Annotated in this window: 24 protein-coding genes and 2 pseudogenes; 13 read left to right on the top strand and 13 right to left on the bottom strand. The window is 60.8% G+C overall.

All coding sequences use genetic code 11. The annotated features are described in order from the left end of the window. Positions 1-84: 84 nt before the first annotated feature. Positions 85-840 carry an SDR family NAD(P)-dependent oxidoreductase gene (locus PJE01S_RS03490; protein ID WP_068831932.1) on the bottom strand — a complete coding sequence of 252 codons (756 nt, stop codon included), beginning with the start codon at positions 838-840 and terminating at the stop codon, positions 85-87. Positions 841-902: 62 nt separating this feature from the next. Next, the gene (locus PJE01S_RS03485) at positions 903-2,339 is read right to left on the bottom strand and encodes a mannitol dehydrogenase family protein (protein WP_068831748.1); all 1,437 of its coding nucleotides are present in this window, start codon (positions 2,337-2,339) and stop codon (positions 903-905) included. A 127-nt stretch (positions 2,340-2,466) separates the two neighbouring features. Between PJE01S_RS03485 and PJE01S_RS03480 the strand changes: the two genes are divergently transcribed. From PJE01S_RS03480 to manD, 7 genes are all read left to right on the top strand, one after another. Continuing rightward, entirely contained in the window at positions 2,467-3,198 is a 732-nt protein-coding gene (locus PJE01S_RS03480) for a FadR/GntR family transcriptional regulator (RefSeq protein WP_068831747.1), read from the top strand. 40 nt (positions 3,199-3,238) lie between these two features. Continuing rightward, positions 3,239-4,075, top strand: coding sequence for a substrate-binding periplasmic protein (locus PJE01S_RS03475; RefSeq protein WP_068831746.1), 837 nt, complete (start codon positions 3,239-3,241; stop codon positions 4,073-4,075). 67 nt (positions 4,076-4,142) lie between these two features. After that, positions 4,143-4,991 carry a transporter substrate-binding domain-containing protein gene (locus tag PJE01S_RS03470; protein ID WP_068831745.1) on the top strand — a complete coding sequence of 283 codons (849 nt, stop codon included), beginning with the start codon at positions 4,143-4,145 and terminating at the stop codon, positions 4,989-4,991. A gap of 129 nt (positions 4,992-5,120) precedes the next feature. After that, positions 5,121-5,786 carry an amino acid ABC transporter permease gene (locus tag PJE01S_RS03465; RefSeq protein ID WP_068831930.1) on the top strand — a complete coding sequence of 222 codons (666 nt, stop codon included), beginning with the start codon at positions 5,121-5,123 and terminating at the stop codon, positions 5,784-5,786. After that, positions 5,783-6,442, top strand: coding sequence for an amino acid ABC transporter permease (locus PJE01S_RS03460; protein WP_068831744.1), 660 nt, complete (start codon positions 5,783-5,785; stop codon positions 6,440-6,442). The genes PJE01S_RS03465 and PJE01S_RS03460 overlap by 4 nt, the downstream gene beginning before the upstream one ends. Further along, positions 6,439-7,248, top strand: coding sequence for an amino acid ABC transporter ATP-binding protein (locus PJE01S_RS03455; RefSeq protein ID WP_084389330.1), 810 nt, complete (start codon positions 6,439-6,441; stop codon positions 7,246-7,248). Before PJE01S_RS03460 ends, PJE01S_RS03455 begins: the two co-directional genes overlap by 4 nt. Positions 7,249-7,321: 73 nt before the next feature. After that, positions 7,322-8,533, top strand: coding sequence for a D-mannonate dehydratase ManD (gene manD, locus PJE01S_RS03450; RefSeq protein ID WP_068831743.1), 1,212 nt, complete (start codon positions 7,322-7,324; stop codon positions 8,531-8,533). Positions 8,534-8,581: 48 nt separating this feature from the next. Here manD and PJE01S_RS03445 read toward each other — a convergent pair. Beyond that, a pseudogene (locus tag PJE01S_RS03445) lies at positions 8,582-9,249 on the bottom strand (M23 family metallopeptidase); the annotation flags it as partial. Between the two features lie 316 nt (positions 9,250-9,565). Here PJE01S_RS03445 and PJE01S_RS03440 point away from each other — a divergent pair. Continuing rightward, complete coding sequence (locus PJE01S_RS03440; RefSeq protein WP_068831929.1) at positions 9,566-9,952, top strand: SRPBCC domain-containing protein; 387 nt, start codon at positions 9,566-9,568, stop codon at positions 9,950-9,952. A gap of 92 nt (positions 9,953-10,044) precedes the next feature. On the opposite strand, the gene PJE01S_RS03435 is transcribed toward PJE01S_RS03440, so the two are convergent. Continuing rightward, complete coding sequence (locus PJE01S_RS03435) at positions 10,045-11,019, bottom strand: cysteine synthase A (RefSeq protein ID WP_068831928.1); 975 nt, start codon at positions 11,017-11,019, stop codon at positions 10,045-10,047. Positions 11,020-11,178: 159 nt separating this feature from the next. Beyond that, positions 11,179-11,601 (bottom strand): ACT domain-containing protein, encoded by a 423-nt coding sequence (locus tag PJE01S_RS03430; protein ID WP_068831742.1) that lies wholly within the window; start codon positions 11,599-11,601, stop codon positions 11,179-11,181. A 269-nt stretch (positions 11,602-11,870) separates the two neighbouring features. Between PJE01S_RS03430 and acs the strand changes: the two genes are divergently transcribed. Together acs and PJE01S_RS03420 are read left to right on the top strand one after the other, a co-directional pair. Beyond that, positions 11,871-13,928, top strand: a complete 2,058-nt coding sequence (acs, locus tag PJE01S_RS03425; RefSeq protein ID WP_068831741.1) for an acetate--CoA ligase — start codon at positions 11,871-11,873, stop codon at positions 13,926-13,928. A gap of 305 nt (positions 13,929-14,233) precedes the next feature. Continuing rightward, entirely contained in the window at positions 14,234-16,456 is a 2,223-nt protein-coding gene (locus tag PJE01S_RS03420) for a PAS domain-containing sensor histidine kinase (protein WP_245660575.1), read from the top strand. Between the two features lie 26 nt (positions 16,457-16,482). Here the strand turns inward: PJE01S_RS03420 and PJE01S_RS03415 are convergent, their stop codons facing one another. The 4 genes from PJE01S_RS03415 to PJE01S_RS03400 form a co-directional block, all read right to left on the bottom strand. Continuing rightward, complete coding sequence (locus PJE01S_RS03415; protein ID WP_068831740.1) at positions 16,483-17,010, bottom strand: hypothetical protein; 528 nt, start codon at positions 17,008-17,010, stop codon at positions 16,483-16,485. A gap of 261 nt (positions 17,011-17,271) precedes the next feature. Continuing rightward, positions 17,272-18,177, bottom strand: a complete 906-nt coding sequence (locus PJE01S_RS03410; protein WP_245660574.1) for a M23 family metallopeptidase — start codon at positions 18,175-18,177, stop codon at positions 17,272-17,274. Positions 18,178-18,194: 17 nt separating this feature from the next. Further along, positions 18,195-18,413, bottom strand: a complete 219-nt coding sequence (locus PJE01S_RS03405) for a hypothetical protein (protein ID WP_068831927.1) — start codon at positions 18,411-18,413, stop codon at positions 18,195-18,197. Between the two features lie 188 nt (positions 18,414-18,601). Then, positions 18,602-19,093 (bottom strand): restriction endonuclease, encoded by a 492-nt coding sequence (locus PJE01S_RS03400; protein ID WP_245660572.1) that lies wholly within the window; start codon positions 19,091-19,093, stop codon positions 18,602-18,604. A gap of 141 nt (positions 19,094-19,234) precedes the next feature. On the opposite strand from PJE01S_RS03400, the gene PJE01S_RS03395 reads away from it, so the two are divergent. Continuing rightward, entirely contained in the window at positions 19,235-19,543 is a 309-nt protein-coding gene (locus PJE01S_RS03395) for a hypothetical protein (protein WP_157090209.1), read from the top strand. A gap of 258 nt (positions 19,544-19,801) precedes the next feature. On the opposite strand, the gene PJE01S_RS03390 is transcribed toward PJE01S_RS03395, so the two are convergent. Together PJE01S_RS03390 and PJE01S_RS03385 are read right to left on the bottom strand one after the other, a co-directional pair. Beyond that, the gene (locus PJE01S_RS03390; protein WP_068831737.1) at positions 19,802-20,152 is read right to left on the bottom strand and encodes a HepT-like ribonuclease domain-containing protein; all 351 of its coding nucleotides are present in this window, start codon (positions 20,150-20,152) and stop codon (positions 19,802-19,804) included. Continuing rightward, positions 20,149-20,439: a nucleotidyltransferase family protein gene (locus tag PJE01S_RS03385; protein WP_068831926.1), complete on the bottom strand. Its 291-nt coding sequence runs from the start codon at positions 20,437-20,439 to the stop codon at positions 20,149-20,151. The genes PJE01S_RS03390 and PJE01S_RS03385 overlap by 4 nt, the downstream gene beginning before the upstream one ends. 322 nt (positions 20,440-20,761) lie before the next feature. On the opposite strand from PJE01S_RS03385, the gene PJE01S_RS03380 reads away from it, so the two are divergent. Then, positions 20,762-21,625, top strand: a complete 864-nt coding sequence (locus PJE01S_RS03380; RefSeq protein ID WP_068831736.1) for a restriction endonuclease — start codon at positions 20,762-20,764, stop codon at positions 21,623-21,625. A gap of 23 nt (positions 21,626-21,648) precedes the next feature. Then, positions 21,649-22,011, top strand: a pseudogene (locus tag PJE01S_RS03375) (DUF72 domain-containing protein); the annotation flags it as partial. A 235-nt stretch (positions 22,012-22,246) separates the two neighbouring features. On the opposite strand, the gene PJE01S_RS24300 reads toward PJE01S_RS03375, so the two are convergent. Both PJE01S_RS24300 and PJE01S_RS03370 read right to left on the bottom strand, forming a co-directional pair. Beyond that, entirely contained in the window at positions 22,247-25,003 is a 2,757-nt protein-coding gene (locus PJE01S_RS24300; RefSeq protein ID WP_084389328.1) for an nSTAND1 domain-containing NTPase, read from the bottom strand. Positions 25,004-25,047: 44 nt separating this feature from the next. After that, positions 25,048-26,877, bottom strand: a complete 1,830-nt coding sequence (locus PJE01S_RS03370; protein ID WP_068831734.1) for a glutamine--tRNA ligase/YqeY domain fusion protein — start codon at positions 26,875-26,877, stop codon at positions 25,048-25,050. Positions 26,878-26,937: the final 60 nt, after the last annotated feature.

Raw genomic sequence — 26,937 nt, 5'->3', positions numbered from 1 at the left:
CGATGGCTTTGTGCGCCTATACCGCCAGACCTCAAGGCCCCGCCATCGCTTCGGTTAAGGCCTGGCCGGTTTCAGGTTGGCGCTTCAATCGAACTGCAGGCCACCGTTGAGATCAAGCACCTCGCCGGTGATGAAGCCGCTGAGCGGGTGCGCCAGAAAGAGCACGCTGTGCGCGAGTTCTTCCAGCTCGCAAAAACGGCCAACCGGTATCTTTTGGCGCAACTCGGCCTGGCGCTCGGCGCTGACCTGCTCGGTCAGCATCTGCGTTTTGACGAAGGTCGGGGCCAGCGCATTGCAGGTCACGCCGAAGGGCGCGTATTCGCGTGCAAAGCTGAAGGTCAGCGAAATGACTGCACCCTTGCTGGCGGCGTAGGCGGGCAATGGCGACAGCCCGCCTGTCTTGGCGCCGTACGAGGACATGTTCACGATGCGGCCGAAACCGCGTGCCTTCATGCCCGGCGCCACGCGCTGGCTCACATAAAAAACGCCGTCCAGGTTGATGCGCAGGGTCTTGTGCCAGAGCTCTGGCGTCGTCTGTTCGCAATTGGCGTACTGCAAAAATCCGGCGTTGTTCACGCAGACGTCGATGCGGCCGAAGTGTGCCTCGATCTGGTCGCAGGCGGCATGCACCGCGCCGTAGTCGCTCACGTCCATGATGAAGCAGGCCAGGCGGTCGCCATGCGCGGCTGACAGGCCGGCCAGCTGGTCGGTGCGCAGGTCGGTGGCCGCCACGCGGTAGCCGGCCTCCAGCAGCGCGCGGGCGGTGGCCAGGCCCATGCCGGCATTGGCGCCGGTGACAAGGGCGACCTGGTCTTGGATGAGGGGGGTGTTGGGGATCATGGTTTCTCGGTGGGGGTAGATGAATTGAAGTTCTGAATGCAGGCCTGTCATGCCATGCCAGCTCAGGGGGAAGTTGCCTGGGCCGCTCTCAGTTGCGACAGCGCACCGGCAACGCCCACGGCCTGGATGCGTTCCAGCCAGAAGGTCACGCGCGATGTCCATTGCGGGTTTGCGGGCAGGGCGTTGCCCCAAACCGAGGGCAGCGCCAGCATGGCTTGCACCGTGCCGGCGGCATCGCCGCGGTGTTGCTGTGCCAGGGCCTGCAGCCTGTCGCCCAGAGGGTCGGAAATCGCATAGGGCCGGCCCTGGTCGTCTTCGGCCAGCAGGTAGCGCATCCACACGGCGCTGGCAAAGGCCAGCGGCTCGACCTGCTGGCCGGATGCCAGCCGCGCCTTGACCGTCCCCAGCCAGCGCAAAGGAATCTTCAGGGAGCTATCGGACGCGATCTGGTGAACCTTGTGGCGCAGGTCGGGGTTGGCAAAGCGCTCAAGCAGGGCATCGCGGTAGGCCGGCAGATCCGGGCGCCGCAACTGCGGCATCATCACGCCGGTCATCAGCTCATGCACATACCAGTGGATGTCCGGGTGGGCCACGCAGTCGGCTACCGTGGGCAGGCTCATTACCGCGCCCATCAGCGCGATGGCGGTGTGGCTGCCGTTGAGCATGCAGAGCTTGGCCTGCTCGAAGGGCAAGACCTCGTCCACCACGGTCACCCCTGCAGACGCGAGGACGCCCGCATCCAGCGGGTCGGCAAAGTCGCGCTCAATCACCCATTCCCAGAAGCTTTCCGTGCCCAGCGCGCAGGCGTCGTCCAGGCCGGTGGCTTCGGCGGCATCGGCGCGGTGCTGCAGCGTGGCCGCCGGCACGATGCGGTCCACCATGCTGTTGGGGAAGGTGCAGCGCGCGGTGATCCAGGTTGCCAGGTCGGCGTCGCTTTGCTGCGCGGCGGCCAGGCACAACTGGCGCAGCTTGTGCCCGTTGCCGGTCAGGTTGTCGCAGGAGGCCAGCGTCAAGCCGCCCAGTCCTGCGGCGCGCCGTGCGGCAAGGCCCTTCACCAGCAGCGTGGCCAGCTCGGGGCCATAGGCTTTTTCGGTCACGGTCAAGGTCACCCAGCGCGTGGACGGCGCGGCGATGGCGGCTATCACCTGCTGCGGTTCGCGCGCCGCAACGCAGGTCTGGCGCACGGCGCCGGCGATCTGCCAGCGGCGGCCCGCGGCGCTGGCCACCTGCACCGTGTAGAGGCCGTCTTGCGGCGCCAGCGCATCGGCCAGTGCGGTGCTGTGCATGCCCACGCCCAGTACGCCCCAGCGGGCATCACCCTTCGCTAACAGGGCATCGAACACCAGCGCCTGATGCGCGCGGTGAAATGCGCCCAGACCGAGGTGCACGACGCCCACAGCCATCTGCTGGCGGTCGTAGTGGGGCAGCTGCAAGCTGGCCTGCTTGCCTGGCGTGGCGGCTTTGAGCTCGTCGAGAGAGGCTTGGGAAAGTGCGCGCATAAGTCTGGGTGCTCAAGGAAAAAGAGTTCGATTGAACATCTGGATCGACCAATTCACCAATAGTGGTAAACCACTATTGGGGTATTTGGTATACCAATCTACATTTGGTCCAACCACTTTTAAGACCATGGCACTTCACCTCATCCCGTCCAACGACGACGTACCCGTACCAAAGATCGGTTCCGATCGCTCTTACCAGCGCCTGGCCGCGCAAATACTGGCGCTGATTGCGCAAGGGGAATTCAAGCTGGGCGAACGCCTGCCGTCGGAGCGCGCACTGGCCGAGCGCTTTGATGTGAGCCGCACCTCGGTGCGCGAAGCCATGATCGCACTGGAGCTGCAGAACGTGGTCGAGGTGCGCGGTGGCTCGGGCATTTATGTGACGCAAACCAGCGGTTCCGCGGCGGCGCCCTCGTTCATGCCGGAAACCGGGCCTGGCCCTTTCGAGTTGCTGCGTGCCCGTTGCCTGATCGAGTCGGAGATCGCCTCGGTCGCGGCCGAGACGCGCAAGGACGGCGATCTGGACCTGATCTTCACCGCCCTGTCCGATATGCACGAGCACATGGACGACAAGGAGGCCAACGAGGCGGCCGACCGCCTGTTTCACCTGCGCATCGCACAGGCCACCGGCAACAGCGTGCTGCTGCAAATGGTCACGGCCATGTGGGCGCAGGCCAGGGGCCCGGTCTGGACCAAGATCGAGCACCACTTCCACACCCCCGAGCTGCGCCTGGCGTCGCACGCTGACCATCAGCGCATCTTCAAGGCCCTGCTGGCACGCGACCCGGTTGCGGCGCGGGCCGCCATGCGCGCGCACCTGGAGCGCGTCATCAGCGAGTTCGCCCAGGCCTGGCGCTGACGCGCGTTTTATTTCAACCACAAATCAAGAGAGACAAACCATGCCCAGCCCATCCTTTCGTCTTAAATCCGGCCTTGCCGGCCTGCTGCTCGGCTTGGCCACTGCGGCCTTTGCCCAGACACCGCCCGCGCCCGGCGCCAGCCCGCGCGTCGATGCGATAAAAAAGGCTGGCGTGCTGCGCGTGGCCGTGCTGTCGAATCCGCCCTGGCTGGTCGAGAACACCTCGGGTTCCGGCGATGCCTGGTCCGGCCCGGCATGGTCGCTGGCGAACGAGGTGGCCAAGCGACTTGGCGTCAAGCTGCAGGCCGTGCCGGTCTCGCACGAGACCAAGGTGCCGGTGCTCGCGTCGAACCAGGCCGACATGACGATCTCGCCGCTCTCGGTCACGCCCGAGCGCCTGAACGTGGTCGACTTCGTGACCTACTCGCGTACCGCGCTGTGCGTGTTTGGCCGCGCGGACAACCCGAAGGTCGCCAACGCCAAGTCGATCGACGAGTTCAACAATCCCAACATCACGGTCGCCTACTTCACCGGCGGCGGCGAAGAGAACTGGGTCAAGAAGCGCTTTCCCAACGCCAAGCTGCGCGGCGTGTCCGTCGCCGGCACCGCGGCACCGGTCGAGGAAATCATGGCCAGGCGTGCCGATGTGACGCCGATCAACCGCGTGCCATGGCAGGCGCTCAATCGCAAGGTCAAAGGCCTGAAGGTGCTGCCTGAGGGCAACAACTGCCAGGACTCGGTCGAGATGGCCGCGTCTATCGGCCTGGCCATCGACAAGAACCAGCAGGTCTTTCTCGACTGGTTGCGCGAGGTCGAAAAAACCCTGGCGCCACGCCTGGCGAGCGAAGAAAAACAAGTCATCGAGAACATGAAGTAACGCAGCCGGTCAACACAGCATCCAAATTCACATCACGACGTCACATCACTACAACAGGAGACACAGCATGATATTTTTCCCATCGATTTCCCGTGGCTGCCAAGCCATCGCCCTGGCCGCCACGCTGGCCGCAGCGGCAGGCGCTGCCTTCGCACAGACGCCGCCCGCACCCGGCGCCAGCCCGCGTATCGACGCCATCCGCAAGGCCGGTGTGCTGCGCGTCGGTGTCGTCAACAACCCGCCCTGGCTGGCGCAGAACACGACTGGCGAAGGCGAAGCCTGGTCGGGTCCGTCCTGGATGCTGGGCAAGGAGTTTGCCAGGCTGCTCGGCGTGCAGATGGTGCCGGTGCCGGTCAGCCATGAGACCAAGGTGCCGGCGTTGATCGCCAACCAGATGGACATCATGATCGGCCCCCTGAACCAGAACGCCGAGCGCGCCAAGATCATCGACTTCGTGACCTTCTCCAGCACCGGCGTCTGCATGTTCGGCCGCGCCGACAACCCGAAGTTCACCAATGCCAAGACGCTGGAGGACTTCAACAAGCCCGAGATCACGATGGCCTACTTTTCAGGCGCCGGCGAAGAACCTTTGGTGCGTGAGCAGTTCTCCAAGGCCAAGCTGCGCGGCGTGACCAATTCCGGTTCGGTCGCGCCGATTGAAGAGGTGCTGGCCGGCCGCTCGGACGTCGCGCCGCTGAACCGCATGCTGTGGCCCAACATCAACAAAAAGGTCAAGGGCCTGGCGGTTTTCCCGAAAGAAAACAACTGCCAGGACAGCAAGATCTTCGAGATCAAGACCGGCATGGGCGTGAACAAGAACGAACAGGTCTACCTCGACTGGCTGCGTGAAGTCGAAAAGCGCATGCAGCCCGCGCTCGCGGCCGAAGAACTGCGCATGACGCAGACGCTGAAGTAATCCGCAGCCCGGGCCACCGAAGCCCCGGCTTCCAGCCGCGCGGCCACGGCCGCATTTCCTGCCTGCGACCTGCCCCAACCGGCAGGCCGCGTGGCCCGCTGCATTTTTTTAACCTTGACGGACACCTTCATGGACGTGGATTTTTCACCGATCGTCGACAACTGGCGTTTTTTTGCCAGCGGGTTCGGCGTGACGGTCCTGCTCAGCGTCATCAGCGCCGTCACCAGCATCCTGGCCGGGCTGGTGATTGCGCTGTTGCGCCTGTACGGCCCGCGCTGGCTCAGCAAGCTGCTGGTGTTTTATGTCGACACCATGCGCGCCATCCCGATTCTGGTCGTGCTGGTGTGGATTTACTTTGCCTTCCCGCTGCTGGCCGGCGTGACCTTCCCGCCGTTCTGGGCGGCGCTGGTCGGGCTGACGCTGCACATCGCGGCCTATGCGTCGGAAATCATCCGCGCCGGCATCGAGTCCATCCGCCCCGGACAGACGCGGGCCGGCCTGGCCCTCGGCATGTCGCGGGCGCAGATCCTGCGCAAGATCATCCTGCCGCAGGCCACCATCCGCATGCTGCCGGCCTTCGGCTCGGTGCTGACGATGGCGATCAAGGACACGGCCATCGCGACGGTGATTGCGGTGCCTGAACTCATGCACCGTGCCGAGACCGTCGCCGGTCAAAGCTACCGGCCGGTTGAAGTCTTCACCGCGGTGATGGTGCTGTACTTCCTGGTGCTGTTCCCGGTCACGCGCGTGGTCGACCGCCTGTATCACAAACTTGCACACCTGGGGCGCTCATGAACTTCGACTGGAACGTCATCTGGACCCACCGCGCGGCGCTGCTCGACGGCGCTGCGCTGACCATAGGCCTCACGGTCGTGACCATGCTGCTGGCCGTGCCAGGCGGCATTCTGCTGGCGCTGATGCGCCTGTCGTCCAATAAATTCCTGAGCTCGGCGTCGCTGGCTTTTGTGGAGTTCTTCCGCAACCTGCCGCTGATCCTGGTGATCTATTGGGCTTTTTATGTCATGCCGATCGCCTTCGACGTGCAGTTCTCCGCATTGACGACGGCGCTGGTGGCGCTGGTGCTGAATATTTCGGCTTACAACGCCGAGACCTTTCGCGCCGGCATCAACTCCATCCGCAAGGGGCAGATGGAGGCGGCGCTGGCCATGGGCATGTCGCGTCGGCAGGCGATGTTCAAGGTCGTGATCCCGCAGGCTGGCCGGCGCATTTTGCCGGTGCTGGCCAGCACCTGGATTTCGCTTTTCAAGGACACCTCGCTGGTGTCGGTGATCGCCGTCAGCGAGCTGGCCTACACCTCGATGCAGATTCGCGCGCAGACCTTCCGCGTGCTGGAAATGCTCACGGCCATGGCCGTGATTTACTGGCTGATGGGTTATCCGCAGGCCAAGCTCGTGGACTGGATCCACAAAAAATATGGAGTCAAGGAATGAACGCATTGACAGAGCAATTTGCCGCCGGCGCTGCCGCCGTGTCAAAGCCGCGCAAGGGCGCCGACCAGCCGCCGGTGCTGGTCTATGAGAACGTGCGAAAAATGTACGGCGACTTTCTGGCGCTCAACGATGTCTCGCTGCAGGTCAACAAGGGCGAGGTGATGTGCCTGATCGGTCCGTCCGGTTCCGGCAAGTCCACGCTGTTGCGTTGCACCAACGCGCTGGAAACTCTCAACGGCGGCCGCGTGCTGCTCGACGGCATCCCGCTGCCGACACGCGAGGCGGACGTGCGCAAGGTGCGCCAGCGCATGGGCATGGTGTTCCAGAGCTTTGAGCTCTTCCCGCACAAAACCGCACTCGACAACGTGGCCATGGGGCCGATCACGGTGCTGGGCATGAGCGAAGCCGACGCGCGTGCGCGGGCGATGGTGCTGCTTGAAAAGGTCGGCCTGTCGGCCAAGGCGCAGAACTTTCCGGCCAACCTGTCCGGCGGCCAGCAGCAACGTGTGGCGATTGCGCGCGCCCTGGCGATGGAGCCCGAAGTCATGCTGTTCGACGAGCCGACCTCGGCGCTCGACCCGGAGACGGTCGGCGAGGTGCTCAACGTGATGAAGAAGCTCGCGCAGGAGGGCATGACCATGATTGTGGTCACCCACGAGATGAGTTTTGCCCAGCGCGTGGCCAACTGGGTCGTCGTGTTTGAGAACGGCGCCATCATGGAAGAAGGCCCGCCCTCGCAGATCTTTGACAACCCCACGGTGGCGCGCACGCGTGACTTCCTTGGCCACCTGGGCTGGAACGGCTGAAGCCGCGCTCCCGCCTCTGCCTTTAGACATCCCCATTTTTCCGGCATTCCAGCCTTTTAAAGACCAACCTTTTATGAAAATTACCAATGCCCGCGTGATCGTCTGCAGCCCCGGCCGCAACTTTGTCACCCTCAAGATCGAAACCGACGAAGGCCTGACCGGCATCGGCGATGCGACGCTGAACGGCCGCGAGCTGTCCGTGGTCAGCTACCTGAACGACCATGTCATTCCCTGCCTCATAGGCCGCGACGCCCACCAGATCGAAGACATCTGGCAATACCTCTACAAGGGCGCGTACTGGCGCCGCGGCCCGGTCACGATGAGCGCCATCGCCGCCGTCGACACCGCCCTGTGGGACATCAAGGCCAAGGCCGCCAACCTGCCGCTGTACCAGTTGCTCGGCGGCCGCAGCCGCTCGGGCGTGATGGTCTACGGCCATGCCAACGGCAGCGACATCGAGCACACGGTCGATGAGGTGCTGCGCTACAAGGAAATGGGCTACAAGGCGATCCGCGCGCAGAGCGGCGTGCCCGGCCTCGAAAAAGTCTATGGTGTCGGCCGAGGCAATATGTTCTACGAGCCGGCCGACGGCACCCTGCCCAGCGAGCATGACTGGAGCACCGAGAAATACCTGCTGCACGCGCCCAAGCTGTTCGACGCCGTCCGCCAGGCCGTCGGCCCGGACATCCATTTGCTGCACGACGTGCACCACCGCCTGACGCCGATTGAGGCGGGACGGCTGGGCAAGGCCCTCGAGCCCTTCCACCTGTTCTGGATGGAAGACGCCACGCCGGCGGAGAACCAGGAAGCCTTCCGCCTGATTCGCCAGCACACCACCACGCCGCTGGCCGTGGGTGAGATCTTCAACACGATCTGGGACTGCAAGGACCTGATCCAGAACCAGCTCATCGACTACATTCGCGCCACCATCGTGCATGCCGGCGGCCTGACGCACCTGCGCCGCATTGCCGACTTTGCCGCGATGCACCAGGTCCGCACCGGCTGCCACGGCGCCACCGACCTGTCGCCGGTCTGCATGGGTACAGCCCTGCACTTTGACACCTGGGTGCCCAACTTCGGCATCCAGGAGTACATGCGCCATACCGAACAGACCGACGAAGTCTTCCCGCACAGCTATTCGTTCAAAGACGGCTACATGCACTGCGGCGAAACGATTGGCCACGGCGTGGACATCGACGAAAAGCTGGCCGCCAAATACCCCTACCAGCGCGCTTATCTGCCGGTGAACCGGCTGCAGCATGATGGGACGCTGGTGAACTGGTAATCCGGCGGCATAGGCAGGCAGCGCCTGCGCTGCCTGTGCGGTTTGGCCTCAGGCCGCCAAAAACAGCGCCGGGTCCACCATGGCCCGGTTCAGCATCACGCCCCAATGCAGGTGCGGCCCCGTCACGCGGCCGGTGGCGCCCACGGCGCCCAGGTGCTCGCCGGTCATCAGCAGGTCGCCAGTCTTCACGTCAATCGCGCTCAGGTGGCAGTACAGGGTCAGCAGCCCGCCGCCGTGGTCCAGCCACACCGTGTTGCCGTTGAAGAAGTAGTCGCCCGTGTCTATCACCCGGCCCGGCAGCGGCGCCTGTATGGGCGTGCTTGGGCGTGCCGGTGGCGGCCGCGATGTCCATGCCGCTGTGCGGATTGCGCGCCTGCCCGTTGAACACGCGCCGCAGTCCAAAGGAACTGGAGCGCGGCACCGGCACGCGCATGCGCAAGGCCTGCAGCCAAGGCTGGCTAAAGGTGGCCATCATCGCCTGGTGCGCGCGCTCGCGCTCGTAGCGCGCCTCGTCCGCGGGCGACAGGTCGACGGTGCGCGGCGCCACCTTCGGTCTGCACCGTGATGCTCGCCTCGCCGGGCGCGGCGGCCAGGGGAATGCCGACCAGCGCCGCCCACTCGACGACATCGCCCGGCACCAGCAAGGGCACCTCGCCATGACCGTCATGCAGATGCGCCACCGGCCGCACCGCCGCCGGGCCCAGCGACAGCCGGGCGAAGCGGCGAGTCAGTGCTGGGTGGCCGAGGTGGGGGTGATGAGTGAGCTCAGCCTGTGAAGGGGGGACGGAAACAGTGGTTTTTAATTTGCGATCAAATCAACAATATCAGGTGCCATGCCCCGCGATGGCTGTGCTGCCCTTGTGCCGAATTGGGGCGAGTCAACTCAAACGGGGTTTGGCAAAAACAGATGCAAAACAAGGCTCTGGCGATTGATGGGCAAGCGCTGGTAGCTATAGAAACAATAGCGACTGTAAGCTGATGGGTTTGTTGGAATTTGCCCCTAGTTTTCTGACTTTGGATTGGAGTATGGCCATGTCTCATGTCATTCATCAGGAAATCGTCGTCACAGCCAGCCCGCAGCGCGTCTACAGCGCGTTGACCGATAGCAAGCAGTTCAGCGCGTTCAGCGGCGCGCCGGCCGAGATCAGCCCCGAGGCGGGCGGCGTCTTTTCATGCTTTGGCGGCATGATCGTCGGGCGTAACCTGGAGCTGATGGCCAACGAGCGCATCGTCCAGGCCTGGCGGGTGGCCAATTGGGAGGCCGGCGTTTATTCCGTGGTCCGCTTCGCGCTCAAGGCGCAGGGCGCAGACACCTTGATTGTCTTCGACCACACCGGCTTTCCGGAGGGCACGCGCGAGCACCTGGATAGCGGTTGGCACGCCAAATACTGGGAGCCCTTGAATAAGTACCTGGGTTGATCGGCGCTGGTGAGGAGTTGGCGTCTGACCCCGATTGCTCAGGCGCGTTGAGATGTTTCCAGCGCATAGCAATCCGGCCCGGATTCTTTCCATCACTGCGGCGCCAATCCCTTTTCCGCCAGCCAGGCCTGATTGAACAGCCGGCTTGAATAAAGCCCGCCGCGGTCGCACAGCAGGGTGACGATGGTGTGGCCCGGCCCCATCTGGCGGGCCAGCCAGACGGCCGCCGCCACGTTGATGCCGGTGGAGCCGCCCACGAACAGGCCCTCTTCGCGCAGCAGGCGGTAGACCATGGCGACGCAGTCCGGGTCATTGATGCGCACGGCATCGTCTATGGGCGTGCCCTCCAGGTTCGCCGTCACGCGGCTGGAGCCAATGCCTTCGGTGATGGAGTTGCCCTCCACCGTGATCTGGCCGGTCTTCACGAAGCTGTACAGGCCGCTGCCGTAGGGGTCGGCCAGCACGCTGCGCACAGCGGGGTTCTGTTCCTTGAGGAAGCGCGCCACCCCGGCAAGCGTGCCGCCCGTGCCGGTGGAGCAGGTAAAGGCGTCCACCTGGCCGGCCGTGTCGCGCCAGATCTCCGGCCCGGTGGTTTCATAGTGGGCCTGGCGGTTGACGAGGTTGTCGAACTGGTTGGCCCAGATCGCGTTGTCCATCTCCTGCGCCAGGCGGGAGGCGATCTTCTGGTAGTTGTTGGGATCCTTGTACGGCACGGCCGGCACCGGCCGCACCTCGGCGCCCAGCACGCGCAGCAGCTCCATTTTTTCCTGCGACTGCGTCTCGGGGATGACGATCACGCAGCGGTAGCCGCGCGCCGCGCAGATGTGGGCAAGCCCTATGCCGGTATTGCCGGCGGTGCCCTCCACCACGGTGCCGCCGGGCTTCAGCGCGCCGCGCCGCTCGGCATCCTGGATGATGTAGAGCGCCGCGCGGTCCTTGACCGACCCGCCCGGGTTCAGGAACTCCGCCTTGCCGAGGATTTCGCAGCCGGTCTCGGCGCTCAGCCTTGCCAGCCGGATCAGCGGTGTGTTGCCTATGCTGCCGATGAAGCCTTCGCGCACGTCCATGATGCAGACCTCCACGCCCCGATGATGGGCGAACCTGGTATCTCCCGTAAAGCATACTCCCAATGAAAATATCGCGGCAGGCCGGTGCGCCAGACCAGGCAAACAATGGCGAGCCGCTCCGGATTCACCAACGCCACGACAGCGCTCGACACCGGTGGTTCAGGCCTTCTGCAAGATATCCATCGCCTTGTTGGCATCGTCCAGCGAATCCACCGCCACGTAGGCCACAAACTGTGGGCCGATCACGGAGGCCGAGAATCCGCGCAGGTCAATTCGCGCGTCAGCAAGCTTCTGGGTCAACTCCGCGGCGATGCCCGGCCGGTCCGGGCCCATGACCCGAACGCAGTGTTGGCTTGCGGTCACGTTGAAACCCACTTGTGCGGCCGCACGGATTTCCCTGTCACCTTGCAGCGGCGTGACGAACACGACCCCCTTGCCAGGTTGTTCCGGGGTTCGCCGTGCAATGATGGATTGCAGGTCTGCCCCCGCATCCCGCAGAGTTGCCAGCGCCTCCGAAAGGCCGCCGGGCCGGTCTTCAATGGTCGCCGCCCAAACATCCACACGTTCCACGAGAAGATCCATGACAGATTCTCCTTTCATTGCGCCTTGGGAAAATTTAAAATCTAGGTCATGACGGGCCCAAAAGCAAGGCTCGGCAGGGTAGTGTCAAGGGTTTCTCTTCTCAATCAACGCTTTGCTTGGGCACGCGGTGAGTTTCTGATCTGGCGCTTTTCTTGGCAATTCACCAGGCCCGGACTAATATTGATTTTTGTGACAAAGGCAGTCCGCTCATTGCGCTTGGCGCGCCGAGCGCCTGCATTGGAGTCACGGAAAACCAAGGAGGAACGGTCATGTCAAAAGACAAGTTGCCGCGCCATGCCACCGAGCGGCAGACGGCCGATATCTCCGAGGCGCAGATCGCGGTGCATTGGCCGGAGGAGGACTATTTCTCGCCGTCCAACCCCTTCATCGCGCAGGCCAATTTGACGGACGCGGGCATCTTCGCGCGTTTTGCACTCGACAAGTTCCCCGAGTGCTTCAAGGAGTTCGCGGACCTGCTGGACTGGTACAAGTACTGGGAGACGACACTCGACACCAGCAATCCCCCGTTCTGGCGATGGTTCGTCGGCGGCAAGATCAACGCTTGCTACAACTGTGTGGACCGCCACCTTGCCACGCACAAGAACAAGACGGCGATCCATTTCGTGCCCGAGCCGGAGGACGAGGCACCACAGCACCTCACCTATCAGGAGCTTTTCGTACGCGTCAACGAGTTCGCGGCCCTGTTGCGCGATTTCTGCGGCCTGAAGGCGGGCGACCGGGTGACCTTGCACATGCCGATGGTGGCGGAGCTGCCCATCACCATGCTCGCCTGCGCGCGGCTCGGCGTGATTCACTCGCAGGTGTTCAGCGGATTCAGCGGCAAGGCCTGCGCCGACCGCGTCGCGGATTCCGAGAGCCGCGTGTTGATCACCATGGACGCCTATCACCGCGCCGGCAATTTGCTGGACCATAAGGAGAAAGCCGACACCGCGGTCATGGAGGCCGCCAGCCACGGCCAACAGGTGGACAAGGTCCTGATCTGGCAGCGCTACCCGGGCAAGAACTCGAGCCCCACGAAGCTCGTGGAGGGACGCGACTTCGTCATCAACGACGTCCTTAGGAAGTTCCGTGGCCAGCGTGTCGAGCCCGTGCAGATGCCGGCAGAGGCGCCGCTGTTCCTGATGTACACGAGCGGCACGACGGGGCGGCCCAAAGGCTGCCAGCACTCGATCGGCGGCTACCTCGCCTACGTCACCTGGACATCGAAGTTCATCCAGGACATTCACCCCGAGGATGTGTACTGGTGCATGGCCGACATCGGCTGGATCACAGGCCATTCCTACATCGTCTATGGCCCGCTGGCGCTCGCCGCTTCTTCGGTGGTGTATGAAGGTGTGCCAACCCATCCGGACGCCGGACGACCCTGGCGTATCGCTGAAGACCTCGGCGTCAACATCTTCCACACGTCGCCCACAGCGATCCGCGCACTGCGGCGCGACGGACCCGACGAGCCCCTGAAGTACAACCACCACTTCAAGCACATGACGACCGTGGGCGAGCCGATCGAGCCCGAAGTGTGGAAGTGGTACTACAAGGCGGTCGGCAAGGGCGAAGCAGCCATCGTGGACACCTGGTGGCAGACCGAGACCGGCGGATTCCTCTGCAGCACGGTGCCGGGGATCCACAAGATGAAGCCCGGCAGCGCGGGGCCCGCGATTCCAGGCATTCATCCGGTGATCTACGACGACGAAGGAAAGGAGCTGGCGAGCGGTTCGGGCAAGGCAGGCAACATCTGCATCCGCAACCCCTGGCCGGGCGGTTTCCAGACGATCTGGAAAGACCCGGAGCGCTACGTGCGCCAGTACTACGCGCGCTATTGCAAAGACCCCGAGAGCAAGGACTGGCGCGACTGGCCCTACCTGGCGGGTGACGGCGCGGTGCAGGCGGCCGACGGTTACTACCGGATCCTCGGCCGCATCGACGACGTGATCAACGTCGCCGGCCATCGCCTGGGCACCAAGGAAATCGAATCGGCCGCGCTGCTCGTGCCCGAGGTGGTCGAAGCGGCCGTGGTTCCGGTCGCCGACCCGGTCAAGGGCAAGGTGCCCGACCTCTATGTGGCGTTGAAGCCGGGGCTGGCGCCTTCCGAGGAGATTGCGAACCGGGTCTCGGCATCGGTCGTGTCCGAGATCGGCGCCATCGCGCGGCCGCGCCGCGTGATCGTCGTTCCCGACATGCCCAAGACCCGCTCGGGCAAGATCATGCGCCGCGTGCTCGCGGCGATCTCGAATCACCTGGATCCTGGCGACGTGTCCACCCTCGCCAATCCGGAGGTTGTTGAAAAGATCAGGGAGCTGGCCAAGTAGCGCCAAGGCGCTCACGATGCGGGATCCCGCAACCAGGGGCCGCGCAAACTCCCCGTTTTGAGACACCAGGCGCTAAACTTGCCTGTAGCATTATGTTGGACGGTTGAATCCACAAGTGCCTGCGCAGACATGTTTTCGCGCGGCACTGAAGGGGGAATCCTAAAAAAGAAGAAAGAGCTGTCTATGCAGGCTGTCTACCAGAGAATTTCCTTGTATGGGCCCGGTGCGCCCCTTGTAAATGACCCGGCCAGGCCGATAACCCTGCCGGGCACGGGACAGACAGGCTCCCGGATAAGGCTCAGCGCGTGAGCGACCTACAGTTTCGGCTGCTGACAGACGCGATGCCCCAGATCGTCTGGATGATGCAGGCGGATGGCTCGTACACCTACTTCAATCAAAAGTGGCTTGACTACACAGGCTTGTCCATGGAGGAGAGCCTGGTCCACGGCTGGACCCGCCTCATGCATCCCGACGACAGCCTGCGGGCTTCCAGGTTTTGGGCGCAGGGGTTGGCAAGTAGCGAGGCCTGCGAAGTCGAGTACCGGCTGCGCCGGGCCGACGGCGTCTACCGCTGGATGCTGGGCCGTGCTGTCCCGCACGTGGATACGGCGAGCCGAACGACCCAATGGCTGGGCACTTTCACAGATATTGACGACCTGAAACAGGCCACGGCGCTGCTGGAGAAAGATCTCGTCATGAACCGCATCGCCGGCAGGGTGGCGCGCCTGGGTGGGTGGACGATTGACCTGCCAGACCGCACCCTGACCTGGTCGGATGAAAACTGCCTGATTCACGACGTGCCCCCAGGTTATGTTCCGACGCTTGAAGAGGGCATTGGCTACTTTCTTCCGGAAGACCGGGCCACCGTGAGCCGTCTGGTGGATGCTTGCGCGCAGCACGGCACGCCTTACGAATTCGTGCTTCCCAAGATGACCGCCAAGGGCCGGCGCATCTGGGTGCACTCCATCGGCGAGGCGGTGCGCGATGCAGACGGAAAAATTGTTCGCCTCCAGGGGGCGTTCCAGGACATCTCGGAGCAAAAGCAGGCCGAGGCGCGCATGCTGGCGCTGGAGGCACAGCTCATCACCACGCTGGAAAGCATCACCGACGGTTTTTTCCTGGTGGACAAAGACTGGACGCTCACCTACCTGAACGGTCCGGCAGAGCGCATGCTCAAGCAACGCCGGGAAGACCTCCTGGGCCAGAACCTGTGGCAGGCGTTCCCCGAGGCCGCGGGAACGCGTGTCGAAAGGAAATTTCACCTGGCGGTGAAGGAGCAACGCACGAGCCGCTTTGAGGTTTTTTACCAGCCGCTTGATACCTGGTTTGATGTCCACGCCTACCCGACGGAGGCGGGGCTCGCGGTGTACTTTCAGGACATCACCCAGAGGCGCGCAGAGCAGGCGCAGCTGCGGCTGCTGGAGACGGCGGTGTCGCGCCTGAACGACATTGTGGTCATCATGGAAGCCGAACCTTTTGACGAGTCGGGTCCGCGCATTGTTTTTGTGAACGATGCTTTCGAGCGCTACACCGGTTACAGCCGGGAAGAGGCCATTGGCAGCACCCCGGGGCTTGTCTGGGCACCCAAAACCCACCGAGGCGAGCTGGACCGGATTCGCGCCGCCATGAAAAATTGGCAAGCCGTTCGCGCAGAAATTGTCATTCACACCAAGGCCGGGCAGGAGCTCTGGCTGGAAATCGATATCGCGCCCATCGCCGGCGAGTCCGGCCGGTTCACCCATTGGGTGGCTGTGGAGCGCGACATCACGGAGCGCAGGCAACAACAGCAGGAAATTCTCAGCCTCAACAGCGAACTCGAAGAACGGGTGTTGCTGCGCACCGGCCAACTCGCAGCGGCCAACAAGGAGCTGGAGTCTTTTGCCCATTCCGTGTCACATGATTTGCGCTCGCCTTTAAATACCATTCACGGATTCAGCCAGTTGCTGATGAAAGGCGATGGAAATAATGTGAGCGAAAAGGGCAAGCACTACCTGGATCGAATCGGTGTGGGGGTCAAGCAGATGGGCGATTTGATTGAGGGCTTGCTGACCCTTGCCCACCTGTCCCGCGAGCAGATCAAGTCAGAACATGTCGATCTTTCCGCCATCGCCCGGCGGATCGGACAGGACTGCCGCGAGCGTGAGCCGCAGCGCCAGGTGCAGGTGCAGATTCAGGACGGCCTGAGCGCGCAAGGTGACCCCCGCCTGCTGTCGGCCGTCTTGCAAAACCTGCTGGGTAACGCGTGGAAGTTCACTGCAAGGCAGCCGCTGGCACGGATTGATGTGGGCAGCGAACTGGATGCCGACGGCGCCACCATCTTTTTTGTCAAAGACAACGGCGCCGGGTTTGACATGGCTTTTGCCCACAAACTTTTCGGCACTTTTGAGCGCCTTCACTCGCCCGGCGATTTTCCGGGGACCGGCATAGGGCTGGCGACGGTGAAGCGCGTGATTGAACGCCACCGCGGCCGCGTCTGGGCTGAAAGCAGGCCCAACGAAGGCGCCGCGTTTTATTTCACTGTGGGCTAGGCCTCAAGGCCGCCTGCAAGTGTCAATCAGGCCGTTTTGCGGGTACGCCGCTGGCTGAAAGCCGATGTGCGCTTGACGCTGGCGGTCACCACATCGTCACCCGCAATCTTGCTGGCCAACTCGGCGGTCTTTTGCTCGATCTGCGCCGCCAGCTTGCTCAGCATTTCCGCACCGGGCGCGGTGGCCTGGGCCAGCGTGCTCAAGGTGCTCACGCCGGTTTTTTCTTCAAACGCATTGGCGTTGGCGGCCACGCGCTCTACGCCCGCTTCGGCCACTTTGACCAATTGGTTCACCGCTTGCTGGGCGCCATTGGCGGCCAGCGTCAGGCCCTTGGTGTAGTAGACGCTGAAAGCCAGCTGCGCAGCCGATGCGTTTTTGACCGTTTCGGCCGTCAGTTGCGTGCGTGACTCTTTCAGCGCGCGGTTCCAGCGCTGCTCCAGCAGGCCGACCACACGCTCGCCGCCGGCGCGGTAGGCATCAATCATGTTTTTGGCGGTATTGCCATAAGACTCGATCAGGTCAACGGCAACGGTGGAGAGGTTTTTGGCGCTCATGGTGTTTCCTTGGGGTAGGGGTTCAATGATGCCTAATCATCAGGGTTTCTCCTAGTGTTTGCGACCTAATGGGCTAGAGGGGCGTGTCCAGATTTAACCGACAGCAGACCGGTATCAAGCCCAAGCCAGGCAAGGCGCTATGTTTTTAGGAGCTGCTTGCGCCCATATCCATTGGGCTATGGGCATATTTTGTTTGTAACTTCCTGGCGGCCGATCGGTGGCAACGCCGTCGCCCCGTTCTGCGCCTGCTCTGCGCCCGCGTCAGGCCGCCAGAAACAGCGCCGGGTCCACCATGGCCCGGTTCAGCATCACACCCCAATGCAGGTGCGGCCCCGTCACGCGGCCGGTGGCGCCCACAGCGCCCAGGTGCTCGCCGGTCATCAGCAGGTCGCCAGTCTTCACGTCAATCGCGCTCAGGTGGCAATACATGGTCAGCAGCCCGCCGCCGTGGTCCAGCCACACCGTGCTGCCGTTGAAGAAATAGTCGCCCGTGTCTATCACCCGGCCCGGCAGCGGCGCCACCACCGGCGTGCCCGTGGCCGCCGCGATGTCCATGCCGCTGTGCGGATTGCGCGACTGCCCGTTGAACACGCGCCGCAGCCCGAACGAGCTGGAGCGCCGCCCCGGCACCGGCACCCGCATGCGCAAGGCCTGCGGCAAGGGCTGGCTGAAGGTGGCCATTACCAGCTCCTGGTGCGCGCGTTCGCGCTCATAGCGCGCTTCATCTTCAGGCGACAAATCGACCGCACCCGGCGCCACCGTCAGGCGCTGCTCGCTGTAGCGTTTGGGGGCAATCGTATAGGCCAGCTCCCGTTGGCCGCCACCGGCTGTTTTTACCGTAATGCTCGCCTCGCCGGGCGTGGCCGACAGCGCAATGCCCACCAGCGCGGTCCATTCGATCACATCGCCCAACACCAGCAAAGGCACATCGCCATGACCGTCATGCAGATGCGCCACGGGCCGTGCCGCCGCCGGGCCCAGCGACAGCCGGGCCACGCCACCGGGCACCTGCAATGCCTTCGGCCATACACCGGATGGCGGGTGCGTTGCCGCCGCAGCAAGGCGTGACGCGGGTAGCGCCAGCAGGCCCATGGCAGCCAGCAGGGCGGAGCGGCGGGTGAAGGGCGTAGATGGCGCAGGGGTGGGGTGGAAATGGCGAGTGGACACGGCGCTTGCTTATTAATTTAATCCGGGATCCAGGTGATCTTGCCATCCCGCACATAGTCCTCAAACTGGCTTAGCGGAATGGCGGTCAGGCCGGCAATGCCCGGGGCCGCTTCCCAGCTCAGGGTGGCACTGTCGAACGCCAGCGCGACTTCCACACGCCCCCGCGGGATTTCGATGGGCGCACCGTCACCCGGTGTGTAGGTCACGTCACCGGTAATCATGGCGAATTGGGGCATGGCAATCTCCTGCATGGTTTAAACGGCCGCCTGTTGTGAGGCCGCAGAAAACATATTACGTGCAGCGCGGGCAGTTGTGTGTCGGCAAAGGACGCGACTTTACGGGACGGCAGTGCCGCCGCAGTGCCGGCAAGTTGCTGGAGACCGGAAGAATTGAAAAGGCCCGAAGCGGCTGATTGGCGGGGCCGTTATGCCGCCGCTGTTATTTGCATCCGGGTTTTGCATCGTGGGTAGTTGCTGCAACCCCAGAACCCCGCGCCGCCTTTGGCCGGGGTGCGCTCGGCCAGTTTGATGCCGCAGCTCGCGCAGGTGGGGCGCCAGTATTCGCCTTCGTAGTCGACTGCCAGCAAGGCATGCTGCTGTTCGGGTGTGCGAGTCGCGATCTGGCGGAGCAGGGCTTGGCCATCCATGGCATTGATACCGTTGGCTTTGGCGAATTGCCTTGCATCTTCCGTGTAGGTGGACGAAGTTGCGTAAGTGCCGCGCTTGAGCTGGTGCGAAGCCATCACGCCGAAGAACTCGCGCATCTTTTTTACGCCCACCGGCTTACCGCTCCAGTGTTTGTGCGGATGCTGGCAATCATTGACCACCATTCTGGTAGAAGCTGACCACTTCGCCGGACGTGCGCGAGGCTCGTCGGGACTGGGCCGTCGCGACGCCTTGACCTCATCGAGAACCAACGGGCCTTTCTCTTTCCATCAGGGGGAGTGTCCTACGAGGAATGTCGGGGTCCTACGCCTACACACAGCTAGCCGAAGAAGGCGGGGAAACCGATGATTACTACAAGTCTCAGAAATTTTTTTCGAAATGGAGGAGACTTTATGAACCCAATCGCTAGCTTTAAAGTCAATGGAAGGGATGTTAATTTGTTCGGATGCCGCTACAGCGTGGGTCCTGCCCGCAAATTTGTATTGGCAACCGACGAAGGCGAGCCCTTCGGAACCGTCACCGTCAATGTACCGGGGTACCCCCTGGCCGACGATGAGGTGCTGGTCAAGACTTGGGAAGAAAACGCACCAGCACGACAACCTCTGCTCAACAGCGGCATATTCAGTGATACCGGAAAACGTGTTCTCTGCGGTTATGCAGAAGCCGAGGTCTGGAAACTTTTGCCGACCAAGTTGATGTAGTCTCTTGGCAAATCAGTGCCGTAAATCCACGTCTCTTCAGGACGTGGATTTAGGCAAGGGGTTAACTCAAGGTGGGGGAAAGATGGACCCACGAAGAGCAGGTGCTGTCGTTCCCCAAGGATGCATCAAGAGCCGCTAACGAAACCCAGCACAGCGGTTCACCCCGATCTTCCCCTGGCGAATACTGTCAGACGAAGAAATGGCCATAAGCGCCTGCAGAGTGGGTGCCAGAAGCTATCAAAAAAATAGCAAAATAGGTTAAACCAGATCCGAGATTTGACTTCTAAGCTTTGGCAGGTCCTGCTGGATCGTCTGCCAAACGATGGCGTGGTCCACTGTGAAGTACCCATGCGATAGCGCGTTACGCATTTCGTAAGCAAAGCCCCAAGGCACGCTCGAATGCTGAGAGGCAAAAGCGGGGTGGTTTTTTGCAACGTTATTGCATGCTTCACCGATTACTTCCAGGTTGCGAATCACGGCATCGCGGGTTTTGCGATCTGCCATGAATGCATCCAGATCCATGCCAACGGTGTAATCCTGAATGTTGTCGATGGCTTCCAGAATGTGCTGGAGATAGTCCGCAATACGCAGCGGGTCTGCACGGCTCATACGGGAACGGCCTCACGCAAGACTTGCTCCCGGAACTTGGCGGGCAGCCCGTTGGGTGTGAGTACATCCACCTCAAGCCCGAGCAGGTTCTTCAGCTCAAAGCGGATTGCGCCAATGTCCATCATCGTTGTCTGCGGGGTGGGCTCTACCAGCAGATCAAGGTCACTGCCCGAAACATCGTCACCATGAAGTGCCGAGCCAAACACCCGCACGCCACTTACGCGGTGGCTCAGCGCAATCTCGCGGATGCGAGTGCGGTGCAGGGAAAGGGCTTCGGAGGGGCGCATAGGGTGAAGTGTACTGCGACAGGTCGTGGTCGGGTACAGCGGTGCCGGCATGTGATTTCAGGCAACTTTCTTAAGAAGAAACTGCCTCTATCCCCCGCAGAACATACGCAAGCAGCTATCAAAAAGGAAGCAAATACTCGTGCGTCGCATTTGTCGACTCCCGCTTCACCTCATCCAGCGTCTGGCCTTGCGGGGTCATTCACTCGACCAAGCCGTTAGCCGAGCTGCCCATGAGTGGCATGGCCGTTATGCTGGGGCTGGGGAGCAGAATTTGAATTTAATTGGAATCTGATCCCAATTGCTCTAAAAAGGGAGGAAGAAAATGGCGCGTAGAAGGAAGACCAGTCCGTTGGAGGACATGCTGGATTTGGTAGCCATGCTGCCGTGGTGGGCCGGTGTGGTGCTCGCCTTGGTAAGCTATGTTTTTTTGCATCAGTTGGCCAAGCCAACACCCATACAAAACCTTCAACCAGGGCAGATGGCGGCCGTAGCCGTTGGCTCCGTGATCACGGGTCTGGCATTCGCGGGGCAGTTCATTGTCCCAATCATCTGTCTCTTCGGCGCGCTGGGGTCTTATTTGGCGCGTCGCCGCCGGCAATCTTTGGTCACCAATGTCTCGCAAAGCAAATCTGCGGAAGCGCTTGACGGCATGTCATGGCGTGAGTTTGAAGTGCTGGTGGGCGAGGCGTTCCGCCTGCAGGGCTACCGCGTCGCTGAAACCGGCGGAGCAGGGCCTGATGGCGGAATTGATCTGGTGCTCAGCAAAGGAGCTGAAAAATTCCTGGTTCAATGCAAGCAGTGGAAGGCATTCAAGGTCAGCGTGATGGTGGTGCGCGAGCTTTACGGCGTGATGGCTGCAAAGGGGGCCGCTGGCGGCTTTGTCGTGACCTCTGGCCACTTCACTGAAGATGCAACGGCATTCGCTGCGGGCCGAAATATCACGCTTATAGACGGCCCGCATTTGCATGGCTTGCTTGCGCAAGCCAAGGTGGCACGGCGCACTGTCAATGAACAACCAGGGCGGGCTTTTGATGCGCTGGTGCCGCTGCCTAGCGCCTTACCTGCGTGTCCCGCTTGCGGTGCCGCCATGAAAAAGCGGGTTGCGAAGCGCGGGGGTAACGCGGGCGGGGAGTTTTGGGGCTGCATTCAATATCCGGCGTGTAGGGGCACTCGGAACGTTGGTTGAACTCATTACCGTCACTATCCGTTAATTGGAATCTGACCCCCGATTCCCTCGTGTTCGAGCGGGAGCTGAACGTGGTCCATGTGGTGGTGGACGCGCCGCAGGGCTTTGCCAACAGCGTGCCGGCGGTGTGGGAGGCCACGCATCCCGATCTCGCGATCCTGCGGCTGCACGAGCGCAACCGCGAAACCTGGAACCAGAAAGGGCTCACGGCATCGTCCGAGCGCTTCAACTACGACTACTCCGACCAGGAACTCGCGGCGCTGGTGCCCCGCATCCGCGAACTGGCCACCCGGGTCGGCGCGATGCACGTGGTGTTCAACAACAACTACGAGGATCAGGGGCAGAGGAATGCGAGGGTGTTGATGCGGCAGTTGGATGCGACATGAATTGGAGTCTGGCTCTGATTACCTTGGTGAGCAATTGGAGTCTGACCCCAATTACCCTACTACGTTTTTGATAGCTGCTGACGCAAGTAGTTATTGGGCTGGAGGCCGATTTTTCTTTGAATCTGGTCGGCTAAGGTTGTTTTACGTGCTTATGTTCGATTAGCCTAAAACTTAATTGGAATCTGACTCCGATTTCCCCGATTTCCCCTCAGTTAACCCAGTGTTCACTGAGGTCTCAAGTTGGTTTGACTAGCAGCAGGCTATGAATCCAATTTACCCAAACCGTCAGGCCACTTCCGTATCTACGTTTTGTTGCTTCAGATAGCTTTGTCTTTGCGAGAGCTTCAATTGCATTTCCAACTTCAAGGGGCGGAGCACTGGGGTTTCTGCGAAGGACTTCTCGCGTAGCCCGTATTGAAGGCTGCCCCAGCACTTTGCTAGCTAACCAAACCTCCATTTTGTCTTTGGATGGCTTTTCTATAAATGTGGGCGCAACAGCGGTTGAAATTATGCCGAGGCCGATTAGTGCATACAGCGAGTTCTTATCTGTTGGGACTGGCGTATAACCATCACCATGCATTGAGCGGATAACGTCCAATACCCTAGCAGGTGGTGAGCCCCCAGTGAAAATTCGAGCGGTTCCTCTTCTGCGCTTATCGATCCTCAGTTCGTCGTAGGACGCGGGGACACTCTTTGAAGTGTCATGGGTTAACGTTTCGTCTGCATCCATCGTTAATATTCCATACGCTAGCAGCCACGCTACTAATCGAAGGGCAATAACCCGGATGGTCTTTCCAGCGTAGTCGTGAGCATCAAATGCACCACTTACGCTAGTCTCAATTTGTGCCAAGGAGATACCTCGAAATCCCGTTCCAAATTGGTCTACTAGTCGCTTCAGTAGTGAATGAGAACTTAAAAATCGGTAGCCTGCCGCGATCGTTTCCTGTTCTGTGCGATGCACAAGCTTCAGCTTCGCATTTTTGCGGTCGTATTGACATACGCCCATCATCACCAAGTCGCGGGCAATGTTGTCGATCGTCGCAACGCCTAGCCCAAGCTTCTGTTCAAGAACGCTGAGCTGGGTTTGTTGCCGGACAGTTAGCGATTCCAAAACGCTCTTCGCCGAAGCTGGAGATGAAACAGGCATATAGCGAGTTGGAATTGCTGGGATCTGCTTGGTTAGAACATAGTCTCGAAAAATATCCCAATAAACAACTAGTTTTCCCGAATTCCTAACTATCAAACGTCGTTGCGTCAGTGCCGATACAGTTTCTTCACCGAACTGCTCAGAAATCCGGAAGAGATCGGCTGGAGAGTCAAGAGCAATCTTCTCTAAACATGCTACTTGAGTTGCATTCAAGTCGGAGAGATCCTTCTGGAACAGCGCGGCAATGTCGAGAGCGCGTTCAAGCAATTCTCTCTGTCGAGTAGGCTGTGTTTTAAGAACTTGAAAAACGTGAACACAAAGCTTCTTTAAGAGCCATGGATAACCTTGGCAGTGTTCGGTTAATAGTCTCCGTAGGGATGGCTCAATTGGTTGACGCAATTCTTTGGAAAGACCAGTTAGGAGTTTTCCGGTGTCAGCTTTTGAGAAAAGAGGAAGATCGAATTCTCGGCGATGATCTGCGAACGAATGCCATACGTGATAAGCCGGATGATCTGTAGGTATGGAGCCGTCGGTCTTCCAAGAAAATCCAAGCAGTACATTCTCATTGGCAGATTGGACTGCGGCGCACAGCATCTTGATTTGTAAAAACAGGTCTGACAGTTCCTGTTTGGTAGTAATTTCTTCGAACTGGTCGAAGAAGAGAACGATTACCTTATTTTGCTGACGCAACTGTTCCAGTATTGACTGAATGCTCGAATCTGAAAAAGGTTGACCGGCTGAGGTAATGCGACTTGAATTCTTTTCGCCCGTAACAAAATCTGAATCAATTGCTTCATCGAAACATCTCTTTAAGGCCAATTCTGGATAGCGCTGCGATGTCGCCGTTCGACAGTCAACGGAGTACAGAAAAAATTTGTTGCGATTTCTTATATTTAGACAAGTGGAGCGAAGTTTGACTAGAAACGAACTCTTTCCCCATCCAGATGGGGCCTTAATTGCAAGAAGTCTGGTGCCACTTGTCGAGGCTCTTATCTCCTCAAAAAATTTGACAATATCAGCAAGAATTTCGTCCCTGCCCACGAAGTCTTCTGGCCTAGCTGGTCGATAGTCCGACCAGTCATCGGCAACGGGTACCGGTGCGATACTGTCGAGTTCTTGCCTAAGACCTTCTGCCATTAGGCTGCTCGTTGCTAACTCTTCTTCTGCAGAAATCCAGCGCAGAGAGCGCAAATTGGAATCGCGCTCAGATAGTTGTTGAATTAATGCTGTGCTCGCTACAGCCTTTCCAGATGCGGCATCAAATACCATTACCGTATCCGCAACACCTGAGTCCCCTCCTACTGCGGTAACTGCCCAGTACTCGCCGACGTCCGTAAGCAGCAGAGTTCTTGCAGAAAGCGCATGCAACGCGGCTGGAAGTGGAAGCGTTTCTGGGCTGCAAATTTGCCCGGTAGATATCAAAAGCTCAATCAACTCCTTTGGGCCGTACACCCGTAGCTTTTGGCGTTCGTCGATTGATTTTTCTTTGAACTTATCAACTACACCCTTAGCATCTTTCCCCAGGTTCGTCGTTGTTATTAACCAAGCGGACGAGTAGCCATGCACAAACAAATTGCCGAGCATTTTTGTTAAGACGTCGGCTGAAATTGTCCTATCTCGATATGCCTTGCATTCCACAATGACTTGTGCAGTTGACTGCTTATCTCGCGCAACAATGTCAAGTTCACATCCAGTGACGCGAATATCAGTGGTTACATGCTCATATTGCAGTGAGACTAAAACTCTTTTGGCCAAGGTCTCAAGTAAGGCTCCTCGCTGTGTACTGTTGTCTCCCTCTTTGACGGTTACCTCGATCGATAAATCGTAACTGTCGATAACTGCCATGCTGTGTCTCCCTATCCTCTAATTTTTATTTGCGAGCAATTAAATTATTTCCCCCACGAATCCTTCAGCCCCACTGCCAAGTTAAACACCGGCCTACCCGCCGCATGATCCACCCGATCTGCCGCAAAGTAGCCATGCCGTTCAAACTGGAATTTGTCATCGGCTTTGGCCGCAGCCAGTGAGGGCTCGACCACGGCCTGCAGCACCTTCAGGCTGTTGGGGTTCAGGTTTTCAATAAAGTCCTTGCCGCCCGCGTCGGGATGCGCTTCAACAAACAGGCGTTCATACAGGCGCACCTCGGCCTGCACGGCATCGTTCACGCCGACCCAGGTGATCACGCCCTTGACCTTGACGGCGTCCGAACCCGGCGTGCCGCTCTTGGTGTCGGGGATTAGCGTGGCTTGCACTTCAGTGACGTTGCCATTGGCGTCTTTGCTGCAGCCGGTGCATTCGATGACGTGGCCGTATTTCAGGCGCACCTTGTTGCCGGGGAAGAGGCGGAAGAAGCCCTTGGGTGGCGTTTCTTCAAAGTCTGTGCGTTCAATCCACACTTCCTTGCCGATTTTGAAGCTGCGCTTGCCCAGCTCGGGGTGGTGCGGGTGCACGGGGGCAGAGCAGTCGTCTAGCTTGCCTGCACCCATGACCGCATCCCAGTTGGTCAGCACGAGTTTGATCGGGTCCAGCACGGCCATGGCGCGCGGGGCGATCGGGTCCAGCGTGTCGCGCAGCGCGCCTTCGAGCGTGCTGTAGTCAATCCAGCTGTCGCTCTTGGTCACGCCAATGCGTTCGGCAAACAGCTGCAGCGCCTCGGGCGTGTAGCCGCGGCGGCGCAGGCCGACGATGGTGGGCATGCGCGGGTCGTCCCAGCCGCTGACTTTGTGGTCGTACACCAGTTGTGCCAGCTTGCGCTTGCTGGTCAGCACATAGGTGAGGTTGAGGCGCGCAAATTCGTACTGGTGCGGGTGCGGCGTGGCAACCAGGCCGCCTTCGCACAGGCGGTCCAGCAGCCAGTCGTAAAACGGGCGCTGGTCTTCAAACTCCAGCGTGCACAGGCTGTGGGTGATCTGCTCCAGTGCGTCCTCGATCGGGTGCGCAAAGGTGTACATGGGGTAGATGCACCATTTGTCGCCGGTGTGGTGGTGGTGGGCGCGGCGAATGCGGTAAATGGCCGGGTCGCGCAGGTTGATGTTGGGGCTGGCCATGTCGATCTTGGCGCGCAGCACCATGGAGCCGTCTTCATGCAGGCCATCGCGCATTTCGCGAAAGCGCGCCAGGTTCTGCTCGGGCGTGCGGCTGCGGAAGGGGCTGTCGGTGCCGGGGTGGGCAAAATCGCCGCGGCTGATGCGCATTTGCTCCACGGTCTGCTCGTCCACGTAGGCGTGGCCGGCTTCGATCAGGTACTCGGCGGCGCGGTACATGAAGTCAAAGTAGTCGCTGGCCTGGTAGAGGTTGGATTCATGGCCTGCCGGGCTCTTGTTGTCCCAGCCAAAGCCCAGCCACTGCACGGCGTCCTTGATGCTGTTGACGTATTCGGTGTCTTCTTTTTCGGGGTTGGTGTCGTCAAAGCGCAGATGGCACACGCCGCCGTAGTCGCGCGCCAGACCGAAGTTCAGGCAAATGCTCTTGGCGTGGCCCACGTGCAAATAGCCGTTGGGCTCGGGCGGAAAGCGCAGGCGCACCCTGGCCGGGTCGGGTTGGCCGGCGGCGTGGTGGGCGGCATCACCGGGGCTGCCGCCCCAGCGGCGGCTGCCATACGTGCCTTCAGCCAGGTCTTTTTCGATGATCTGGCGCAAGAAGTTGCTGGGCTTGTGGGCTTCTTTGTCGGCAGGGCCAGACGCGGCGGCATTGGCTTTGGAGGGGGCGGGGGATGTCATTGTCCGATTTTAGGCCGTAGTCGGGCCGGGTTACGTTTGGCTACCTTCTTAACTGTGCAA

This window comes from Polaromonas jejuensis NBRC 106434 (assembly GCF_001598235.1).
GTDB lineage: Bacteria > Pseudomonadota > Gammaproteobacteria > Burkholderiales > Burkholderiaceae_C > Polaromonas > Polaromonas jejuensis.
The sequence above is the reverse complement of the archived record's forward strand: the minus strand, read 5'-3'. Positions and strand labels throughout refer to the sequence as shown.